This window comes from Streptomyces sp. NPDC060028, assembly GCF_042736725.1.
Lineage (GTDB): Bacteria > Actinomycetota > Actinomycetes > Streptomycetales > Streptomycetaceae > Streptomyces.
In genome coordinates, this window is sequence record NZ_JBHWVJ010000051.1 from 22340 (window position 1) to 38512 (window position 16173).

General features: G+C 73.4%; 14 protein-coding genes. 5 read left to right on the plus strand and 9 right to left on the minus strand.

Features of this window, described 5'->3' with window-relative positions; all coding sequences use genetic code 11:
- Positions 1–63: 63 nt before the first annotated feature.
- Both ACFWBF_RS23870 and ACFWBF_RS23875 read left to right on the plus strand, forming a co-directional pair.
- Positions 64–1842 (plus strand): ATP-binding cassette domain-containing protein, encoded by a 1779-nt coding sequence (locus tag ACFWBF_RS23870; RefSeq protein ID WP_385605391.1) that lies wholly within the window; start codon positions 64–66, stop codon positions 1840–1842.
- A complete protein-coding gene (locus ACFWBF_RS23875) occupies positions 1839–3626 on the plus strand; it encodes an ATP-binding cassette domain-containing protein (protein WP_385605394.1) in 1788 nt (595 codons plus the stop codon). Before ACFWBF_RS23870 ends, ACFWBF_RS23875 begins: the two co-directional genes overlap by 4 nt.
- Positions 3627–3660: 34 nt before the next feature.
- Here the strand turns inward: ACFWBF_RS23875 and ACFWBF_RS23880 are convergent, their stop codons facing one another.
- From ACFWBF_RS23880 to ACFWBF_RS23890, 3 genes are all read right to left on the minus strand, one after another.
- Positions 3661–4269 carry a response regulator transcription factor gene (locus ACFWBF_RS23880; protein ID WP_385605397.1) on the minus strand — a complete coding sequence of 203 codons (609 nt, stop codon included), beginning with the start codon at positions 4267–4269 and terminating at the stop codon, positions 3661–3663.
- A gap of 160 nt (positions 4270–4429) precedes the next feature.
- Positions 4430–5257: a DUF1206 domain-containing protein gene (locus tag ACFWBF_RS23885; RefSeq protein ID WP_385605452.1), complete on the minus strand. Its 828-nt coding sequence runs from the start codon at positions 5255–5257 to the stop codon at positions 4430–4432.
- The gene (locus ACFWBF_RS23890; RefSeq protein WP_385605399.1) at positions 5254–5703 is read right to left on the minus strand and encodes an SRPBCC family protein; all 450 of its coding nucleotides are present in this window, start codon (positions 5701–5703) and stop codon (positions 5254–5256) included. Before ACFWBF_RS23890 ends, ACFWBF_RS23885 begins: the two co-directional genes overlap by 4 nt.
- 226 nt (positions 5704–5929) lie before the next feature.
- Here ACFWBF_RS23890 and ACFWBF_RS23895 point away from each other — a divergent pair, with 226 nt between their 5' ends.
- The 3 genes from ACFWBF_RS23895 to ACFWBF_RS23905 are packed head-to-tail and all read left to right on the plus strand — an operon-like array spanning position 5930 to position 7562.
- Entirely contained in the window at positions 5930–7018 is a 1089-nt protein-coding gene (locus tag ACFWBF_RS23895; RefSeq protein WP_385605402.1) for a mechanosensitive ion channel family protein, read from the plus strand.
- A complete protein-coding gene (locus tag ACFWBF_RS23900; RefSeq protein ID WP_385605405.1) occupies positions 7015–7443 on the plus strand; it encodes a VOC family protein in 429 nt (142 codons plus the stop codon). The genes ACFWBF_RS23895 and ACFWBF_RS23900 overlap by 4 nt, the downstream gene beginning before the upstream one ends.
- Positions 7440–7562 carry a hypothetical protein gene (locus ACFWBF_RS23905; protein WP_385605408.1) on the plus strand — a complete coding sequence of 41 codons (123 nt, stop codon included), beginning with the start codon at positions 7440–7442 and terminating at the stop codon, positions 7560–7562. The genes ACFWBF_RS23900 and ACFWBF_RS23905 overlap by 4 nt, the downstream gene beginning before the upstream one ends.
- A 50-nt stretch (positions 7563–7612) precedes the next feature.
- Here the strand turns inward: ACFWBF_RS23905 and ACFWBF_RS23910 are convergent, their stop codons facing one another.
- The 6 genes from ACFWBF_RS23910 to ACFWBF_RS23935 all read right to left on the minus strand — a co-directional run bounded on the left by ACFWBF_RS23910 (position 7613) and on the right by ACFWBF_RS23935 (position 16101).
- Positions 7613–8698 (minus strand): MerR family transcriptional regulator, encoded by a 1086-nt coding sequence (locus tag ACFWBF_RS23910; protein WP_385605411.1) that lies wholly within the window; start codon positions 8696–8698, stop codon positions 7613–7615.
- A 111-nt stretch (positions 8699–8809) separates the two neighbouring features.
- On the minus strand, positions 8810–9793 hold the full coding sequence (locus tag ACFWBF_RS23915) for an ABC transporter substrate-binding protein (RefSeq protein WP_385605414.1): 984 nt from the start codon (positions 9791–9793) through the stop codon (positions 8810–8812).
- A 1-nt stretch (position 9794) separates the two neighbouring features.
- A complete protein-coding gene (locus ACFWBF_RS23920) occupies positions 9795–11861 on the minus strand; it encodes an ABC transporter permease subunit (protein ID WP_385605417.1) in 2067 nt (688 codons plus the stop codon).
- A 52-nt stretch (positions 11862–11913) separates the two neighbouring features.
- On the minus strand, positions 11914–13026 hold the full coding sequence (locus ACFWBF_RS23925; RefSeq protein ID WP_385605420.1) for a glycine betaine/L-proline ABC transporter ATP-binding protein: 1113 nt from the start codon (positions 13024–13026) through the stop codon (positions 11914–11916).
- Positions 13023–14600 (minus strand): GMC family oxidoreductase, encoded by a 1578-nt coding sequence (locus ACFWBF_RS23930; protein ID WP_385605423.1) that lies wholly within the window; start codon positions 14598–14600, stop codon positions 13023–13025. Before ACFWBF_RS23930 ends, ACFWBF_RS23925 begins: the two co-directional genes overlap by 4 nt.
- A gap of 16 nt (positions 14601–14616) precedes the next feature.
- The gene (locus tag ACFWBF_RS23935) at positions 14617–16101 is read right to left on the minus strand and encodes an aldehyde dehydrogenase family protein (protein WP_385605425.1); all 1485 of its coding nucleotides are present in this window, start codon (positions 16099–16101) and stop codon (positions 14617–14619) included.
- Positions 16102–16173: the final 72 nt, after the last annotated feature.

Below are 16173 nucleotides of genomic sequence, written 5' to 3' on the forward strand. Positions count from 1 at the left end.
CACCTCGGGCCCGGGCGGCGTACGCCGTCCGGGCCCGCACCACATCACTGGAGGCACCCGCCGATGAGCCCCCCCGACGCGGCGCTCGACACGGCGCGGGCGCCGGCCGAGGCACGCAGCGCCGACCGGACGCTCGTGGCAGCGGCCCGGCACAGTGGCGGACGCACCGCCGCCGTCCTCGGCTGCGCGGTGGCGGCCGCCGCGGCGGCGCTCGCCGAACCCGCGATCCTCGGCCACACCCTCGACCTGCTGCTCCGCCGAGCCCCGTCGGGACCCGCCTGGACGCTGCTGTGCGCCGCGGTCATCGCCGCCGAAGTGACCCTGGACGCCGCCGCCGCCCGACTGACCGGCGAGGTGGACGGCCGCTCCACCGCCCGGCTGCGCAGGCTCGGGCTCACCCGGCTGCTGCGGACGGCCCCGCACCACGCGGCCCGTTACGCACCCGGTGAGACCGCCGCGCGGCTGACCGCGCACGCCACCGAGGCCGGGAGGGTCCCGGCCGCCGCCGCGCACGCCGTCGCCGCACTGGTGGCGCCGCTCGGCGCGGTGGCCGCACTCTTCCTCATCGACCTGTGGACGGCCCTCGCCTTCCTCCTGGGCGTTCCGTTGCTGGTGCTCCTGCTGCGGGCCTTCGCCCGCGACACCCTCACCAGCGTCGCCCGCTACCAGCAGGTGCAGCTCGCGACCGCCGGCCGCCTCGTCGAGGCACTGGCCGGGGCGCGCACGATCGCCGCCGCCGGTACCGCGGAGCGCGAACGCACGCGGATCCTCGCGCAGTTGCCCGAGCTCGGCGCCGAGGGCCGACGCATGTGGCAGGTCTACGGCGGCACGACGGCCCGCTCCGCGGCCCTCATGCCGATGCTGCTGTACGTGGTCCTCGCCGTCGGCGGCATCCGCCTGTCGGCCGGGGCCATCGGCGTCGGCGAACTCCTCGCCGCCTCACGGTACGCCGCCCTCGCGGCCGGTGTCGGCGCCGTGACCGGCGCTCTGGCGGCCGTGGTCCGCGGCCGGGCGGCCGCCCGGCGGACCGCCGCCCTCCTGGCCCTGCCCGTACTCGACCACGGCCGGGCGGAGCTGCCGCAGGGCGGCCCCGGCACCCTGGAACTGCGGGACGTCCGGGTGGTGCGCGGCGGGTCGACGGTCCTGCACGACATCAGCCTGGTGATCCCCGGCGGCACCACGGTGGCGGTGGTGGGCCGCTCCGGAGCCGGCAAGACGCTGTTCGCCGCCGTGGCCGGCCGGCTCACCGACCCCGACACGGGCCAGGTGCTGCTGGACGGCGTACCGCTACGGGAGGTGAGCGCCGAAGCGCTGCGCCGCGAGGTCGGGTACGCCTTCGACCGGCCCGTGCTGCTCGGGGACACGGTCGGTGACGCGATCGGGTTCGGCGCGGGTGCGGCCCCCGGCCCGGAAGCGGTCCGCGCCGCGGCCCGTGCCGCCTGCGCCGACCCGTTCGTACGACACCTGCCCCACGGGTACGACACGCGCCTCGCCGACGCCCCGCTGTCCGGCGGTGAGGTCCAACGCCTCGGGCTGGCCAGGTCGTTCTGTCACGCGGGGCGGCTCCTCGTGCTGGACGACGCGACCTCCAGCCTCGACACCGTCACGGCCCGCGAGGTCGAGCGGGCGCTCGCCCAGGAGATCCGGCCCGGCACCCGGATCGTGGTCGCGCACCGCCTCTCGTCCGCCGCCCGCGCCGACCTCGTCGTATGGCTGGAGGGCGGGCGGCTGCGGGCGACCGGAACCCACGGTGAACTGTGGCGGCGCGAGCCCGCCTACCGGGCGGTGTTCGCCGCCGACGCGCAGACGGGTGCGCAAGCGGACCGGGAGGTGGCGCGGTGACCGGGGCCGGGGCCGGGGCCTGGCGCCGGGTGGCCCCCGAGGCCCGGCGGTTCCTGCGCGGCCGCAAGGGGGCGCTGGGGAAGCTGGCGGCCTGGTCGCTCCTCGAGTCCGCGCACACCTTCCTCGGCGGCTACGGCGTGGCCCGCGCCCTCGACGACGGCTTCCTCGCCGGCCGCACCGCCACCGGTCTCGCCTGGCTGGCCGCGGCCGGAGCCGGGGCGCTGCTCGGCGGCTTCGCGCTGCGCGGTGTGTTCGCCGGCCTCGCGGACCTCGTGGAGCCGTTGCGGGACGGCCTGGTCCGGCGGGCGGTACGGCAGGCGCTGGAGCGCGCGGTCGCCGACCCGGCGCGCGCTCCCGACACGGGCGCGGTGTCCCGGCTGACCCAGCAGACGGAAATGGCCCGGGATTCCTTCGCGGGGCTGGTCCTGACGGCACGTTCGTTCGTGTTCACCGCCGTGGGCGCACTCGCGGGCATGGCGGCCCTGGCCCCTGTGCTGCTGCTGATCGTGCTGCCGCCCCTGCTGCTGGGCGCGGCCGCCTTCCTGGCCACGCTCCGCCCCATGGCATCCGTGCAGCGCCGGTCCCTGGACACCGACGAGGCGCTGTCGGACCGGTTGGGGGCGCTGGGGGAGGGCCTGCGTGACATCGTCGCCTGCGGTGGACAGGCGGCGGCGCAGGCCCGGGTGGAGCCGCTGATCGCCACCCAGGAGCGGCTGGCGCGCCGGCTCGCCCGCTGGGCGGCCCTGCGCACCCTGGCCCTGGGCGCGGCGGGCCGGCTGCCGGTGATCGCACTGCTCGCCGCGACGCCCTGGCTGCTCGGGCGGGGGATCACCGCCGGTACGCTGGCCGGCGGCCTCACCTATGTGGTCCAGGCCTTGCTGCCTGCCCTCAACTCCCTGATGACGGCGGTGGGATCCGCCGGAACCCGGCTGCTGGTGGTCCTCGAACGCTTCTGCGAACCGGTGTCGCCGGCCCCGGCCGACCGCCCGGCGACGACACCGCGGGCGCTCGTCCACACCGGCCCGCAGAGCGCCGCCGCGGCCGAGCTCCGGGGCGTCACCTTCGCCTACGGCCCCGGCGCGGCCCCCGTACTCGACGCCCTCGACCTGGTGGTGCGGCCGGGGGAGCACCTCGCCGTGGTGGGGCCGAGCGGCATAGGCAAGTCCACGCTCACGGCGCTGCTGGCCGGGATGCTGTCACCCGGCGCGGGAACGGTCCTCGTCGCCGGCGCGGCCGCCGGCCGGGAACCGGGCGCCACGGGACCGGACCCGCGGCGGACCCTGCTGCCGCAGCAGGCCTACGTGTTCACCGGCACCGTGCGGGAGAACCTGACCCACCTGTCCGCGGCCCCCGGCCCGGGCCCGGATGCCCGCGCGCCCGGGGACGCCCAGGTGCTGCGCGCCGTCAGCGTCCTGGGGCTGGAAGGCCTGGTGGAGCGGCTGGGCGGCCTGGATGCCGAGGTGTCCCCCCGGCACCTGTCGCGAGGGGAGAGCCAGCACCTCGCGCTCGCCGCCGCCTACCTCTCGCCGGCTCCGCTGCTGCTGCTCGACGAGGCCACCTGCCACCTGGACCCGCGTACGGAGGAGCGTGCCGAGCGGGCCCTCGCGGACCGGCCCGGCACCCTCGTCGTCGTGGCCCACCGCGTCTCGTCCGCGGCCCGCGCCGACCGGGTCCTCGTCCTTGACGGGACCCGCGCGGTGTGCGGCACGCATGCGGAACTCCCCGCCAGATCGCCCCTGTACCGCGATCTGGTGGGGCGTTGGAACCGGACCACGGACGAATGACGCGGCTGCGGCACCCGTCCGCGGCGGCCGCGGATCAGACCCAGCCCGCCCCCTGGGATATCCGGATCGCGTCGATGAGGTTGCGTCCGCCGGTCTTGCGGGTCGCCGCCGCCATGTAGTTGCGTACCGTCCCGCTCGCCAGGTGCAGGGTGCGGGCGATCTCGGCGATGGAATCGCCCTCCGCGGCCCGGGCCAGCACGCTGAGTTCCCGCGGGCTCAGCGGCACGGGGTCGGCCTCCATGAAGGCTGAAGCCAGCGAGGCGTCGATGAACCGTTCTCCCGCGGCGACCTTGCGGACGGCCCGTACGAGCCGTCCCGGTGACCCGTCCTTGTCGACGTAGCCGCGGGCCTCGGCCCGGAAGGCCCGGTGCAGGGCGCCGGGTGCGCCGGTCGACGCGAGTACCAGGACCGACGACGGGGACGCGAGGACCTGCCGGTCCGCGCGTCCGTCGTCGGCCAGAACGGCCGTCGTCCCCGGACAGTCGAGGTCGACGACCGTCACGTCTGGTCGTAAGCACTCGGCCTGGCGCACCGCGGCACGCCACCCCGCCGATGTGACCTCGAAGGGCCCTTCCGATCTCAGCAGGGCGGCCAGGGCCGACCTGACCAGGCTGACGCTGTGCAGGACGAGGATCTTCGTCATGGTGTGCTCTCCTCGGTGGGCGAACCAACGGCACCACGCGGGTGCCCCCGTACAGGGGTGATGGAACGTCACTTCGGGGAGGCATGCAGGCGCGTACGCCAACTTGGCCGAGATACCGAGGGATTCCGCTTCCCTTAGGCGGGTAACCCCCTTGCCGGGATCAGACCTCGCGCCACCGGGCCATCGCCCAGGAGAACACTCCGAAGAGCATCAGCCCGACGGCGACCACGACCAGCAGCCACGGACCCGCCCCGGTGTGGGTGAACGACCTCAGGGTGTCGTCGAGCCCCTTCGCCCGGGAGGGGTCGTAGTGCAGCGCCGCGTACACCACGAAGCCGCCGGCCGTCGCGAACACGGCTCCCCGGGCCAGGCCACCGGTCACCCCGAGGAAGTCGACGGCCTTGCGCCACCGTGCCGAGACCCCGCCCATGGCGAGATGTTTGCGGAAGCCGCGCCGCGCCGCCTGCACCGCGATGACCACCCCCGCGACGCCGATACCGAGTCCGGCGCCGCCCACCAGCCACTGGCCGGCGGGCAGGTCCAGCGCCTTCGCCGTCACATCGCGCGACTGTTCGTCGCCGGAGCGCCCGCCGCCCGCCGAGAACGTGAGCACGGAGAAGGCCACCACGGCGTAGAAGATGCACCGGGCCGCCGAGGCCAGCCGTTTCACGGGCTTGTCACCATCGGGTCCGGCCGCGCCGAACAGCGCCTCCGACAGACGCCACAGCGTCATGCCGACGAGACCCAGGCCCACGGCCCAGATGAGGACACCGCCGAAGGGCTTTCCCGCCAGCTCCTGGAGGGCGCCCTGCCGGTCCGCCTCCTTGTCACCGCCGCCGAAGGCGACGCGCAGGGCCAGCATCCCGATCAGCACGTACAGCACCCCGCGCGCCAGCAACCCGCAGCGGGCCGTGACCTCCCGGACCCCGCCGCCCCGGGACGCGGCCCGCGCGCCCCTGCCCGCGGCCCCGACTCCCATCGCGCTCAGACCTCGCCCCGCCACGCGCCGGTCTCTGACCCGCGCGACTCGATGAACAGCTTGAACCGCTTCAGGTCACCCACGACCTGACGTTTGACGAAGCCGAGCTTGTCGGCGGCCGCCTCGGCCAGGCCCTCGGGCACCCAGTTCATGTGCAGGACGACCTTGGTGGTGGTCGCGTCGATCGGCTGGAAGGTGACGAGCCCGGCCTGGCGGGTCTCCCCGCCGACCGTCATCCACGCGACGCGCCGGTCCGGGAGCTGCTCGGTGATCTGAGCGTCGAACTCGCGCTGCACACCGTTCACGTTCGTCACCCAGTGGGTGAGCGTGTCCGTGCGCTGCTCGATGCGTTCCACCCCCTCCATGAAGGCGGGGAACTGCTCGAACTGCGTCCACTGGTTGTAGGCCATCCGTACGGGGACGTTGACCTCGACATACTCCTCGACGTGCGACATGTGCACCCCTTCCGTGTCGTCGGCGGCCCCACCCCGAGCGGTGCGGGCCGTCCGGCAGGACGTCTTGAGGCGCGGCTACCCGCCGCTGAGGGGCCCATGCACAGGCCCCGAGCAGCGCTGCGGCCCTGCGGACTTGAGGCCCCGCGGCTCTCGCGCCCCTTGTGTCAGCTCCTTCCCGTGGGGCACGCGCGGGGAAGCCCGTGCCGTCTACATCCGCTGGGGAGACATGAACAGCCTTGTTCTCTTGCCGACCGTCCTGGGCGGCTCGGTCCTGGTGACCGCCGCGTCCGGATGGGCCGTCGACCTGCTGCTGCGCCGAGCCGCCGCACGACACCCCGAAACGCCCCTGTGGCACCTGTTGCGCCGCTGCCGCCGCGCCCTGCGGATCGTGCTGCTCGCCGCGCTCCTCAGGGGCGCCTACCGGCACACCGCGTGGCCGCCGCTGCAAGACAACGCCGCCACCGTGGACCGGATCCTCTCGCTCACCCTGATCGGTGCGGGAGCCTGGCTGATCGTGGCGGTTTCCTCGGCCGTCGTCGAGTCGGGGTACGCCCGCTACGCCACCGGCACCCGCGACCCGGCCCGGGTGCGCCGGGTCCGTACCCAGGTGACGCTGATGACGCGGGTCGTGACGGTCGTCGTGGCCGTCGTCGCGATCGCCGCGATGCTCCTCACCTTCCCGAGTTTCCGCGCGCTCGGCACCTCCGTGCTCGCCTCCGCCGGAATCATCGGAATCGTGGCCGGCGTCGCCGCCCAGTCCACCCTCGGAAACCTCTTCGCCGGCTTCCAGATCGCCTTCGGCGACATGGTGCGCATCGGCGACACCGTCGTGGTCGCGGGCGAGTGGGGGCTGGTGGAGGACATCACCCTCACCTACCTCGCCGTACGCACCTGGGACGAACGCCGGATCACCATGCCCGTTTCGTACTTCACCACCCGCCCCTTCGAGAACTGGTCCCGCGGCGGCGCCCAGATGACCGGCACCGCCTTCCTCCACTGCGACCACGGCGCGCCCGTCGACCTGATGCGCGACAAGGCCCACGAGATCCTGCACAACTGCCCGGAGTGGGACGGCCGAGGATGGGACCTCGCCGTCACCGAGACGACGCCCTCCACCATCGTGGTGCGGGTCATCGTCACCGCCAAGGACGCCGACGACCTGTGGACGGTGCGCTGCGCGGTACGGGAGCAGCTGATCGCCTGGCTCGTGGCGAAGCACCCGGACGCCCTGCCCCGCATCCTCGTGGAGCCGCCGCCGGGAGCGGAAACCGCCGAGCGTGTACGGGCGACGACGCAGGGCACACGCGGTACATGACCGTACTCAAGACAAGCGTTCTCGTCCTGGACTGCGCCGAACCCGAGTCCCTGTCCCGTTTCTACGCCGAACTGCTCGGCGCCACGGCGGGCCCGGCCGGCGGCGACGCGGAGCTGTTCCTCGTCACCGGCCGCACCGGAGTGGTCCTCGCAATCCGCCGTGATCCGCACCACCTGCCGCCGAGCTGGCCCCCGCCGGAGGACTCGCAGCAGGCGCACCTGCGGATCCTGGTGGCCGCGGACTCCCTCGACGAAGCCGAGCGCGAGGCCGTGGCCCTCGGGGCACGCCCGGTGACGGCGGAGGGGGACGGCACCCGCCTGGACAACCGCACGACACTGCGCCGGTACACCGATCCGGCGGGGCACTCGTTCGTCCTCGCGGTCTCCGAGGCCGTCGCGGCCGTCCCGGGCAGGAGCGCGTCATGACCTCGTATCAGCTCACCTCGCTGGCCCTGACCCCGGCGCCCGGCCCCGCATGGGTGCACCTGCTCGTCATCGCCTTCTCGCTGACCGTCCTCGTGCGCAGCCTCGCCCGGCACCGGTAGCACCGGGGCGAGGATCCGCGGCCCGATCAGATCGCCAAGGGTTCAGTGCTTCAGTGCTCCAGGCGGACGGGCATCAGTATCGAAAAGGTCCCCTCCGTGTCGGTCCGGCGGATCGCCAGCGGCGCGTTGGAGGCGCCGAACTCCAGAACCAGTTGGTCCCGGGCTCCGGCGGCGAGGGCGTCCAGCAGGAAGCCGCGGTTGACGGCGACGCGGTCCTGGTCGTCGTCTCCGTCCTCGCAGACGGTCACCACACCGTCGGCCGCCACTGTGAGCACGCTGAGCTCACAGGACGCCACCCCGTCCTGCTCGCGCGCCTCGCTCACGCGGACGGGCCCGGTTTCCACCGCCTTGCGGAAAGCCGGGACATCGACCAGGGCGCGGCGCCCGGCAGGCAGGCGCACGAGACGACGGTAGTCAGGGAAGTCGTGGTCGAGGCACTGGCCGGCCGCCAGACGGCCCCCCGTCTCCAGGGCCACGCGGTCACCCTCCACGGTGAGCCGGACGGACGCGTCGTCACCCAGCAGCGCCCGCATCGCGTCGGCGAGCGGGGACGGCACGATCACCTGCACGCGGGACCCGCCATGCCCGGCGGTACCGGCTCGTGCCACAGCCATCCGGTACCGGTCGCTGGCCACGACATGGAGCGCCTCACCCTCGATGTCGAACAGGACACCGCCGAGCATCGGCAGCTCCGGGTCGGTACTGGCCGCGAACCGGACCGCGTCCAAGGCGGCGGCCAGATCGGGTGCGGAAAGCGCCAACCGGACGGCGTCGGTACGGAGCGAAGTCATGGGATTCCCCCTGCGTTCAAGAAGCGTTCGGAGCGTGGAGAACTCACCGCGGGCATCGGACAACCCCCGTTCAAGACGGCGCAGATGCGCCTGGAGCAGCTTCCGCACCAGATCGGTGTCCGCACCGGACCAGCCGGCCAGGACCAGCCGGATGTCCGCCAGCGGCATGCCCGCCCGGCGCAGCCGGGCCAGCACCCGGGACTCTTCGAGCTGCTCCGGGCCGTACCAGCGGTAGCCGGTCACCGGATCCACCCGGGCCGGGACCAGCACGCCGGCACGGTCGTAGAACCGCAGCGCGCTCACGCTCAGCCCACTGTCCCGGGCCATCTCACCGATACTGCGCATCTCGCTCTCCACACCCGGAACTCTGAGCCCTCGACCAAGTCGAGGGTCAATCCCGACCGACCGATGACCCGACCGATGACCCGACCGGTACGGGTCGGCGCGGGGAGCGGATCAGCGCACCCACGGCTTCCAGACCGGCTCGTTGCGCTCCACCCACTTCTTCGCCGCCTCCTGCAGGGGCAGTTTCTCCTCGGCGATCATCAGGGCCACCTCGTTCTGCTCCTCGACGCTCCAGTGGAACTTCTTCAGGAACGCCGCCGCCTTCCCGCCCGCCTCCGCGAAGCGGGTGTTCAGGTACTTCTGCAACGGCGTGTGGGGATAGGCGCAGGCGACCTCGGCCGGCTCGGCGTCGCAGCCCTCCTGGTACTCGGGCAGCCGCACCTCCGTCATCGGGACCCGCTCGAACAGCCACTGCGGCTTGTACCAGTAGGTCAGGAACGGCTTGTGCTCCTTCGCGAACTGCCGGATCTGAGTGATCTGCGCGGCCTCGGACCCGGCGAAGACGACCTCGAAGTCGAGGCCGAGGTTCTTCACCAGCGCCTTGTCGTTCGTGACGTAGGACGGAGAGCCGTCCATCAGCTGGCCCTTGCCGCGGCTCTCGGCGGTGCGCAGCTGGTCGGCGTACTTGTCGAGGTTCTTCCAGTCGGTGACGTCCGGATGCGCCTCGGCGAAGTACGTCGGGACGAACCAGCCGATGTGCCCGGTCACGCCGAGGTCGCCCCCCGGCGTGATCGTCCTCTTGTCCTGGACGTACCGCTTCTCCTGTTCCGGGTGGCCCCAGTCCTCCAGGATCGCGTCGACCCTGCCCTGGCTGAGGGCGTCCCACGCGGGGACCTCGTCCACCTGGACGGTGTCGACGCGGTACCCGAGCTCGTGTTCCAGCAGGTAGGCGGCGACGGCGGTGTTCGCCTGCGCGCCGACCCACGACTGCACGGAGAGGGTGACGGTCTTCGCGCCCTGCGCGGCGGCGTACGGGGAGGACTGGCGGGTCATGTCGGCCGCGCCGCAACCGGTGAGCACGGCCAGGGCCGTACCGGCGGTGAGCGCGGCGACGACGCGCCGGCCCCGGACGGGTCCGTGGTGTCGGATCCGCATGTCAGGCCTCCTTGGCGGGCTGGGTGACACGGTCGAGCATCAGGCCGAGGCAGACGATGGCGGCGCCCGCCACCAGTCCGGTGGCCAAGTCGCCCTGGGCCAGGCCGAGTACGACGTCGTATCCGAGCGCGCCCCCGCCGACCAGACCACCGATGATCACGACGGCGAGGACCAGGACCACCGCCTGATTGACGGCCAGCAGCAACGCGGGGCGAGCCAACGGAAGTTGCACCTGTCGCAGCTGCTGCGACCCGGTGGCGCCGAGCGAGCGGGCGGACTCCATGGCCGCCGGACTCACCTCACGCAGGCCCTCGGTGGTGATGCGCACCACGGCGGGCAGCGCGTACACGACGGCAGCGGCGGCGGCCGGGGCGCGGCCGACACCGAACAGCGCGACCACCGGGATGAGGTAGACGAACTGCGGCATGGTCTGGCAGATGTCGAGCACCGGTCGGAGCAGGCGCTGGGCACGCTCGCTGCGGGCGGCGCCGACGGCGATCGCGAATCCGAGGACGAGGGTGACGGCGACGGCCGCCAGCACCTGCGAGAGGGTGTCGAGCGAGGGCTCCCACACGCCCAGCACGCCGATCGCGGCCAGGGCGAGTACAGCGGTCAGGCTCGTACGCCAGGTGCCGACGAGCAGGCCCAGCGCGCCGACCAGGAGCAGGAGCAGCCACCAGGGCGCGGCCTGCAGCCCGGAGCGCAGGGGGTCGAGGATCCAGCCCGTGAAGCGGACCGCCCAGTCGGCGGTGCCGCCGACCACGGGCACCCCGGAGTACAGGTGATCGGTCATCCAGGCGACGGCCCGGTTGACGGGCTCCGCGATCGGCACGGACCAGGACCCGGGCCACAGGGAGGTGCCCGCGATCCGGCCCGCGATCGCGGCGGCGACGGCCGCGAGGAGGGTGAGCAGCCGCCCGTACCAGCCGGCGAACACCCGCCGCAGCAGGGGCTGTCGGGCCGGGGGAAGCGGGGCGGCACCCAGGCGGCTGCCCGCCGCGTCGGCGGTGCGGTCGAGGACCACCGCGAGGAGCACGATCGGGATGCCGGCGGCGAGGGCCGCGCCGACGTCGACCGAGGCGAGGGCCTGGTAGACCCGGTCACCGAGGCCGCCCGCACCGATCACGGAAGCGATGACGGCCATCGACAGCGCCATCATGATGGCCTGGTTGACGCCGAGCAGGAGCTGCCGGCGGGCGAGCGGGAGCCGCGCGGTCAGGAGGCGCTGGCGCCGGGTCGCGCCGAGCGAGGCCGCGGCCTCCAGCACCCCGGCGTCGGCCTCGCGCAGGCCGAGCGCGGTGAGCCGGGCCATCGGCGGGGCCGCGTACACCACGGTGGCGAGGACGGCGGCGGGCACGCCGATGCCGAAGACCAGCACCATCGGCAGGAGGTACGCGAAGGCGGGCAGCACCTGCATGGTGTCGAGGACCGGGCGCAGCGCGCGGTCGGCCCGCGGCGAGAGCCCGGCGGCGAGGCCGAGGAGGGCGCCGACCACGACGGAGGCGGCGACGGCCACGACCATCAGCGCGAGGGTCTGCATCGTCGGGACCCACATGCCGAGCAGCCCGCACGCGGCGAAGGCGGCCACGCACGTGAGGGCGAGCCGGACGCCCGCCAGGCGCAGGGCGATCAGCCCGGCCAGGGCGGTGACGCCCGTCCAGCCGGCGGCCAGCAGGATGACGTACACCGCGCGGACGGACACCACCACGACGTTGCTGACGTGCCCGAAGAAGTAGAGGAAGAGCGGGTGGCCGTCCCGGTTGTCGATGATCCAGTCGCCGGCCCGGCCGAGCGGCCCGGACAGGTCGACGGCCAGGGCGGCGGGCCAGCTCCCGGCGCCCGGGAAGACCAGCGCGAGCGGGAGCAGTACCACGGCGAAGACTGCGAGGGGCAGGACCCTGCGGCCGGCGCCGTGGCGGAGCCAGGATGTCAGGCGGACGCCGGGCGTCGCCGCGGCGGGGGACCGGGCGGGACCGGGTTGTTCGCCCCCGCCCGGCGGCCGGTCCGGCTGCCCGGAACGGCCCTGTTCACCGGGCTCGTGTACGGGGGGCGCGGTGGCCGCGGTCATCCGCACCACCGCCCGGCGCCGGGGGCAGGGGCAGCGCAGCGGGCTCGGCGCGTCATGCCGCCACCCCTCGCCCGTTCGTGGCGGGAAGACCGGCCACCACCGCGAGCAGTCCCGCGTCGTCCACGACACCCAGGCACCGGCCGTGGTCCACGATCCGCGCCGGGCCGCCGTTGCGGGCGACCGCCTCGATGGCCTGCGCCACCGTCGTGGCGGGGGTGAGCGCGGGCCCCTGATCGGCCTCACCGGCCGCCACCGGGCGCATCGCGCTGCGGACGGTGAGGACCTGCTCGCGCGGCACGTCGCGGATGAAGTCCCGTACGTAGTCGTCGGCGGGCGAGCCCACGATCTCCTCGGGGGTGCCGAGCTGCACGATCCGGCCGTCGCGCATCAGCGCGATCCGGTCGCCTAGGCGCAGCGCCTCCGACAGGTCGTGGGTGATGAAGACCATCGTGCGGCCCTCGTTGTGGTGGAGCCGGGCCACCTCGTCCTGCATCTCGCGGCGGATCAGCGGATCGAGCGCGCTGAACGGCTCGTCGAACAAGAGCACTTCCGGGTCGGCGGCCAAGGCGCGCGCGAGACCGACACGCTGCTGCTGGCCGCCGGACAGCTGGCTCGGCCGACGGTCCTCAAGGCCGTCGAGGCCGACCTTGGCCACCATCTCGGCCGCCTTCGCGCGCCGGTCGGGGCGGCTCATGCCCTGGATCTCCAGGCCGTAGGCAACGTTGTCGATGACGGTGCGGTGCGGCAGCAGACCGAAATGCTGGAAGACCATGGCGGCGCGATGGCGGCGCAGCTCGCGCAGCCGGGCCGCGTCCATGGCGAGGACGTCCTCGCCGTCGATGGCGAGGGATCCGGCCGTCGGCTCGATCAGCCGGGTCAGACAGCGCACCAAGGTGGACTTGCCCGAGCCGGACAGCCCCATGACGACGAAGACCTCGCCCTTGCGGACGTCGAAGGTGACGTCGCGGACGGCAGCCGTGCAGCCGGTGCGCTCGCGCAGTTCGGCGGCTGACAGCGCGGCGTGCTCGGAGCCGGGCACCCGGGCGGCCTTGCGCGCGGGGCCGAAGACCTTCCACAGGCCCCGGACGGAGAAGACGGGAGCGCCGTCGTCGCCGGGTGTGCCGCCCGCCGCGGCCGGGGCGGAATCGGTGTGAACCGTGGTCACCGGACCTCACCGGCCAGCAGCTCGGCGGCCTTCTCGCCGACCATGAGTACTCCGATCATCGGGTTGACCGCGGGCATCGTCGGGAAGACGGAGGCGTCCGCGATACGAATCCCGTCGAGGCCGCGCACCTTCAAGTCGGGTCCCACGACTGCGGTTTCATCGTCGGCGGCGCCCATCTTGCAGGTGCCCGCGGGGTGGTAGACGGTGTGCGCCACCGAACGGGCGTACGCGCTCAGGGCTTCGTCGTCGGTGATCTCGGGACCCGGGCAGACCTCTCGCTTCAGCCATCCGGCGAGCGGTTCGGCCGCGGCGATCCGGCGGGCCAGTTTGATGCCGTCCACCAGGGTCCGGCCGTCGTAGTCGTCCTCATCGGTGAAGTAGCGGAAGTCGAGGGCGGGTTTGACCTCGGGGTCCGCGCTGGTGAGGAAGAGGCGGCCGCGGCTGCGCGGCTTGGGAATGTTCGGGGTCAACGACACGCCGTGCGCGGGGCGTTCGTAGCCGATCCGCTCCGGATTGTCGGTGAACGGGACCTGGTAGAAGTGGAACATCAGGTCCGGCCCCGGGGAGTCCGGGTCGCGCCGGACGAACAGTCCCGCGTCGCTGTCCATCGCCGAGTTCTCGGGGATCGGGCCGTTCGTCTCCCAGACGATCACGGACTCCGGGTGGTCGAGGAGGTTCTCGCCGACGCCGGGCAGATCGTGGACCGGGGGTATGCCGAGGGCCTCCAGGTCCTTGCGGGGGCCTATGCCGGAGTGCAGCAGCAGTCGCGGCGTGTCCACGGCGCCCGCGCACACCAGAACCTCGCGGCGGGCGGTGATCAGCGACTTCGAACCGTCGGCGGCACGGACGTGGACGCCGCGGGCCCGGGTGCCGTCCAGCTCCAGGCGGCACGCCCAGGTCTCCAGCAGGAGCCGCAGGTTGGGACGGTCGTCCATGACCGGGTGGAGGTACGCCACCGAGGCCGACGAACGCTTGTTGTCCTCGGGGTGGTAGGCGAGGTCGAAGAAGCCGACTCCCTCGTGGAACGGCTTCCGGTTGAAGCCCTCCACGCCGGGAACGCCGAGCGCGCCCTGGGCCGCGTCCACGAAGTCGCGGGCGATGGCGTTACGGTCCGCTTCGGCGACCGGCACGATGTTGTTGAGGAGCCGGTCGAAGTACGGCTCCATGGCGGCCGCGTGCCACCCCTCGGCGCCCGCCTGCGACCACTCGTCCCAGTCGGACGGGAGCGGCTTGAAGGCGATGAGGGTGTTGTGCGAGGAGCAGCCGCCCAGCACGCGGGCCCTGCTGTGCCTGATGTGCGAATTGCCGCGCGGCTGCTCGGTGGTGGGGTAGTCGTAGTCGAGCTCGCCGCCGAGCAGGCCCATCCATCGGCGCAGGGTGAGCACGTCGGGGCGGTCGACGTCGCTCGGTCCGCCCTCGATGACGGCGACGGTGACGTCCGGGTCCTCGGTCAGACGGGACGCGATCACCGAGCCGGCGGTGCCGCCGCCGACGATGACGTAGTCGTACTCCTGCTCCTGCTCCTGCTCCTGCTCGTGGTGGGGTTCGTGGTGGTGCGTGGTGGTCGTGCTCATGTGTCTCCTGCCTCCGTCAGCCCGCGAACCAGCGCACGGGGCGCGGAGCGAGGTTCTGGTACACGTGCTTGGTCTCGCGGTACTCGGCCAGGCCGGACGGGCCGAGCTCGCGCCCGATGCCGGACTTCCCGAAGCCGCCCCACTCGGCCTGCGGAAGGTAGGGGTGGAAGTCGTTGATCCAGACGGTGCCGTGCCGCAGCCGGCCGGCCACCCGGCGGGCGCGGCTCTGGTCCGCCGTCCAGACGGCGCCCGCGAGCCCGTACTCGGTGTCGTTGGCGAGGGCGACGGCCTCGTCCTCGGTACGGAAGGTCTCGACGGTCAGCACCGGCCCGAAGACCTCCTCGCGCACGACGCGCATGCGGCGGTGGCAGCGGTCCAGGACCGTGGGGCGGTAGAAGTACCCGGGGCCGTCGGGCCGTTCGCCCCCGGCGCGCAGCGTGGCGCCCTCGGCGAGCGCGGAGGCGACGTAGGACTCGGTCCGCTCCAGCTGGGCGGCGGAGACCAGCGGACCGCATTCGACGCCCGGGTCGGTGCCGCGGCCGATACGGATCTTCTCGGCGCGGCGGGCGAGTTCGGCGACGAAGCGCTCGCGCAGCGACTCCTCGACGATCAGGCGCGAGCCGGCCGAACAGACCTGGCCGCTGTGCATGAAGGCGGCGTTGAGAGCCTGGTCGACGGCGGTGTCGAAGCCGTCCGCGGTGGCGCAGGCGTCGGCGAAGACGACGTTGGGGTTCTTGCCGCCGAGTTCGAGGGCGACCTTCTTGACCGTGTCGGCGGCCGCGCGCATGACCTTCGTACCGCTGGTGAGGCCACCGGTGAAGGAGACGAGGTCCACATCGGGGTGGGCGGCCAGGCGGGCGCCGACCGGGTCGCCGGCGCCGGTGACCAGATTGGCGACGCCGGCGGGCAGCCCCGCTTCCACCAGCAGCTCGACCAGGGCCACCGTGGTCAGCGGGGTGATCTCGCTCGGCTTGATCACGAAGGTGTTGCCCGCAGCCAGGGCCGGGGCGACCTTCCAGCTGGCCTGGAGCAGCGGGTAGTTCCACGGGGTGATCAGGGCGCACACCCCGACCGGCTCGTGGACGACGACACTGTGGATGTCTGGGGAACCGGCGTCCACGACCCGGCCAGCGCCCTCACCTGTGACGAGGTCGGCGAAGTAGCGGAAGGCGTCGCTGACGCAGTCCACGTCGACGCGGCCCTCTTCGAGCGTCTTGCCCGCGTCCAGGCTCTCCAGGAGGCCGATGCGCTCGCGGTCACGCTGGAGCAGGTCGGCCGTGCGGCGCAGCAACGCCGCACGCTCGGAGACCGGCGTGCCCGGCCACTCCCCGCCGTCGAAAGCGGCCCGTGCGGCGCTGACCGCGGCGTCGGCGTCGGCGCAGCCGCCCTCGGCGACCACGGCGAGGACGGTGGCGTCCACCGGATCCAGGATCTCCCTGGTCGCTCCCGAGGCCGCGGACCGCCAGGTCCCGCCGGTGTGGATGGTCTTCTGCTCGGACACGACGCGCTGTACCTCCGGTTCACCGCCACCGCGGCGAACCCGCAATGATCTGGCACTTCGGCGCGCATGCCC

Excerpts from the sequence above, each read along its gene's own strand:
- ACFWBF_RS23870 (WP_385605391.1), top strand. The coding sequence starts at position 64 with ATGAGCCCCCCCGACGCGGCGCTCGACACGGCGCGGGCGCCGGCCGAG.
- ACFWBF_RS23880 (WP_385605397.1), bottom strand. The coding sequence starts at position 4,269 with ATGACGAAGATCCTCGTCCTGCACAGCGTCAGCCTGGTCAGGTCGGCC.
- ACFWBF_RS23890 (WP_385605399.1), bottom strand. The coding sequence starts at position 5,703 with ATGTCGCACGTCGAGGAGTATGTCGAGGTCAACGTCCCCGTACGGATG.
- ACFWBF_RS23895 (WP_385605402.1), top strand. The coding sequence starts at position 5,930 with ATGAACAGCCTTGTTCTCTTGCCGACCGTCCTGGGCGGCTCGGTCCTG.
- ACFWBF_RS23900 (WP_385605405.1), top strand. The coding sequence starts at position 7,015 with ATGACCGTACTCAAGACAAGCGTTCTCGTCCTGGACTGCGCCGAACCC.
- ACFWBF_RS23905 (WP_385605408.1), top strand. The coding sequence starts at position 7,440 with ATGACCTCGTATCAGCTCACCTCGCTGGCCCTGACCCCGGCGCCCGGC.
- ACFWBF_RS23910 (WP_385605411.1), bottom strand. The coding sequence starts at position 8,698 with ATGCGCAGTATCGGTGAGATGGCCCGGGACAGTGGGCTGAGCGTGAGC.
- ACFWBF_RS23915 (WP_385605414.1), bottom strand. The coding sequence starts at position 9,793 with ATGCGGATCCGACACCACGGACCCGTCCGGGGCCGGCGCGTCGTCGCC.
- ACFWBF_RS23920 (WP_385605417.1), bottom strand. The coding sequence starts at position 11,861 with ATGACCGCGGCCACCGCGCCCCCCGTACACGAGCCCGGTGAACAGGGC.
- ACFWBF_RS23930 (WP_385605423.1), bottom strand. The coding sequence starts at position 14,600 with ATGAGCACGACCACCACGCACCACCACGAACCCCACCACGAGCAGGAG.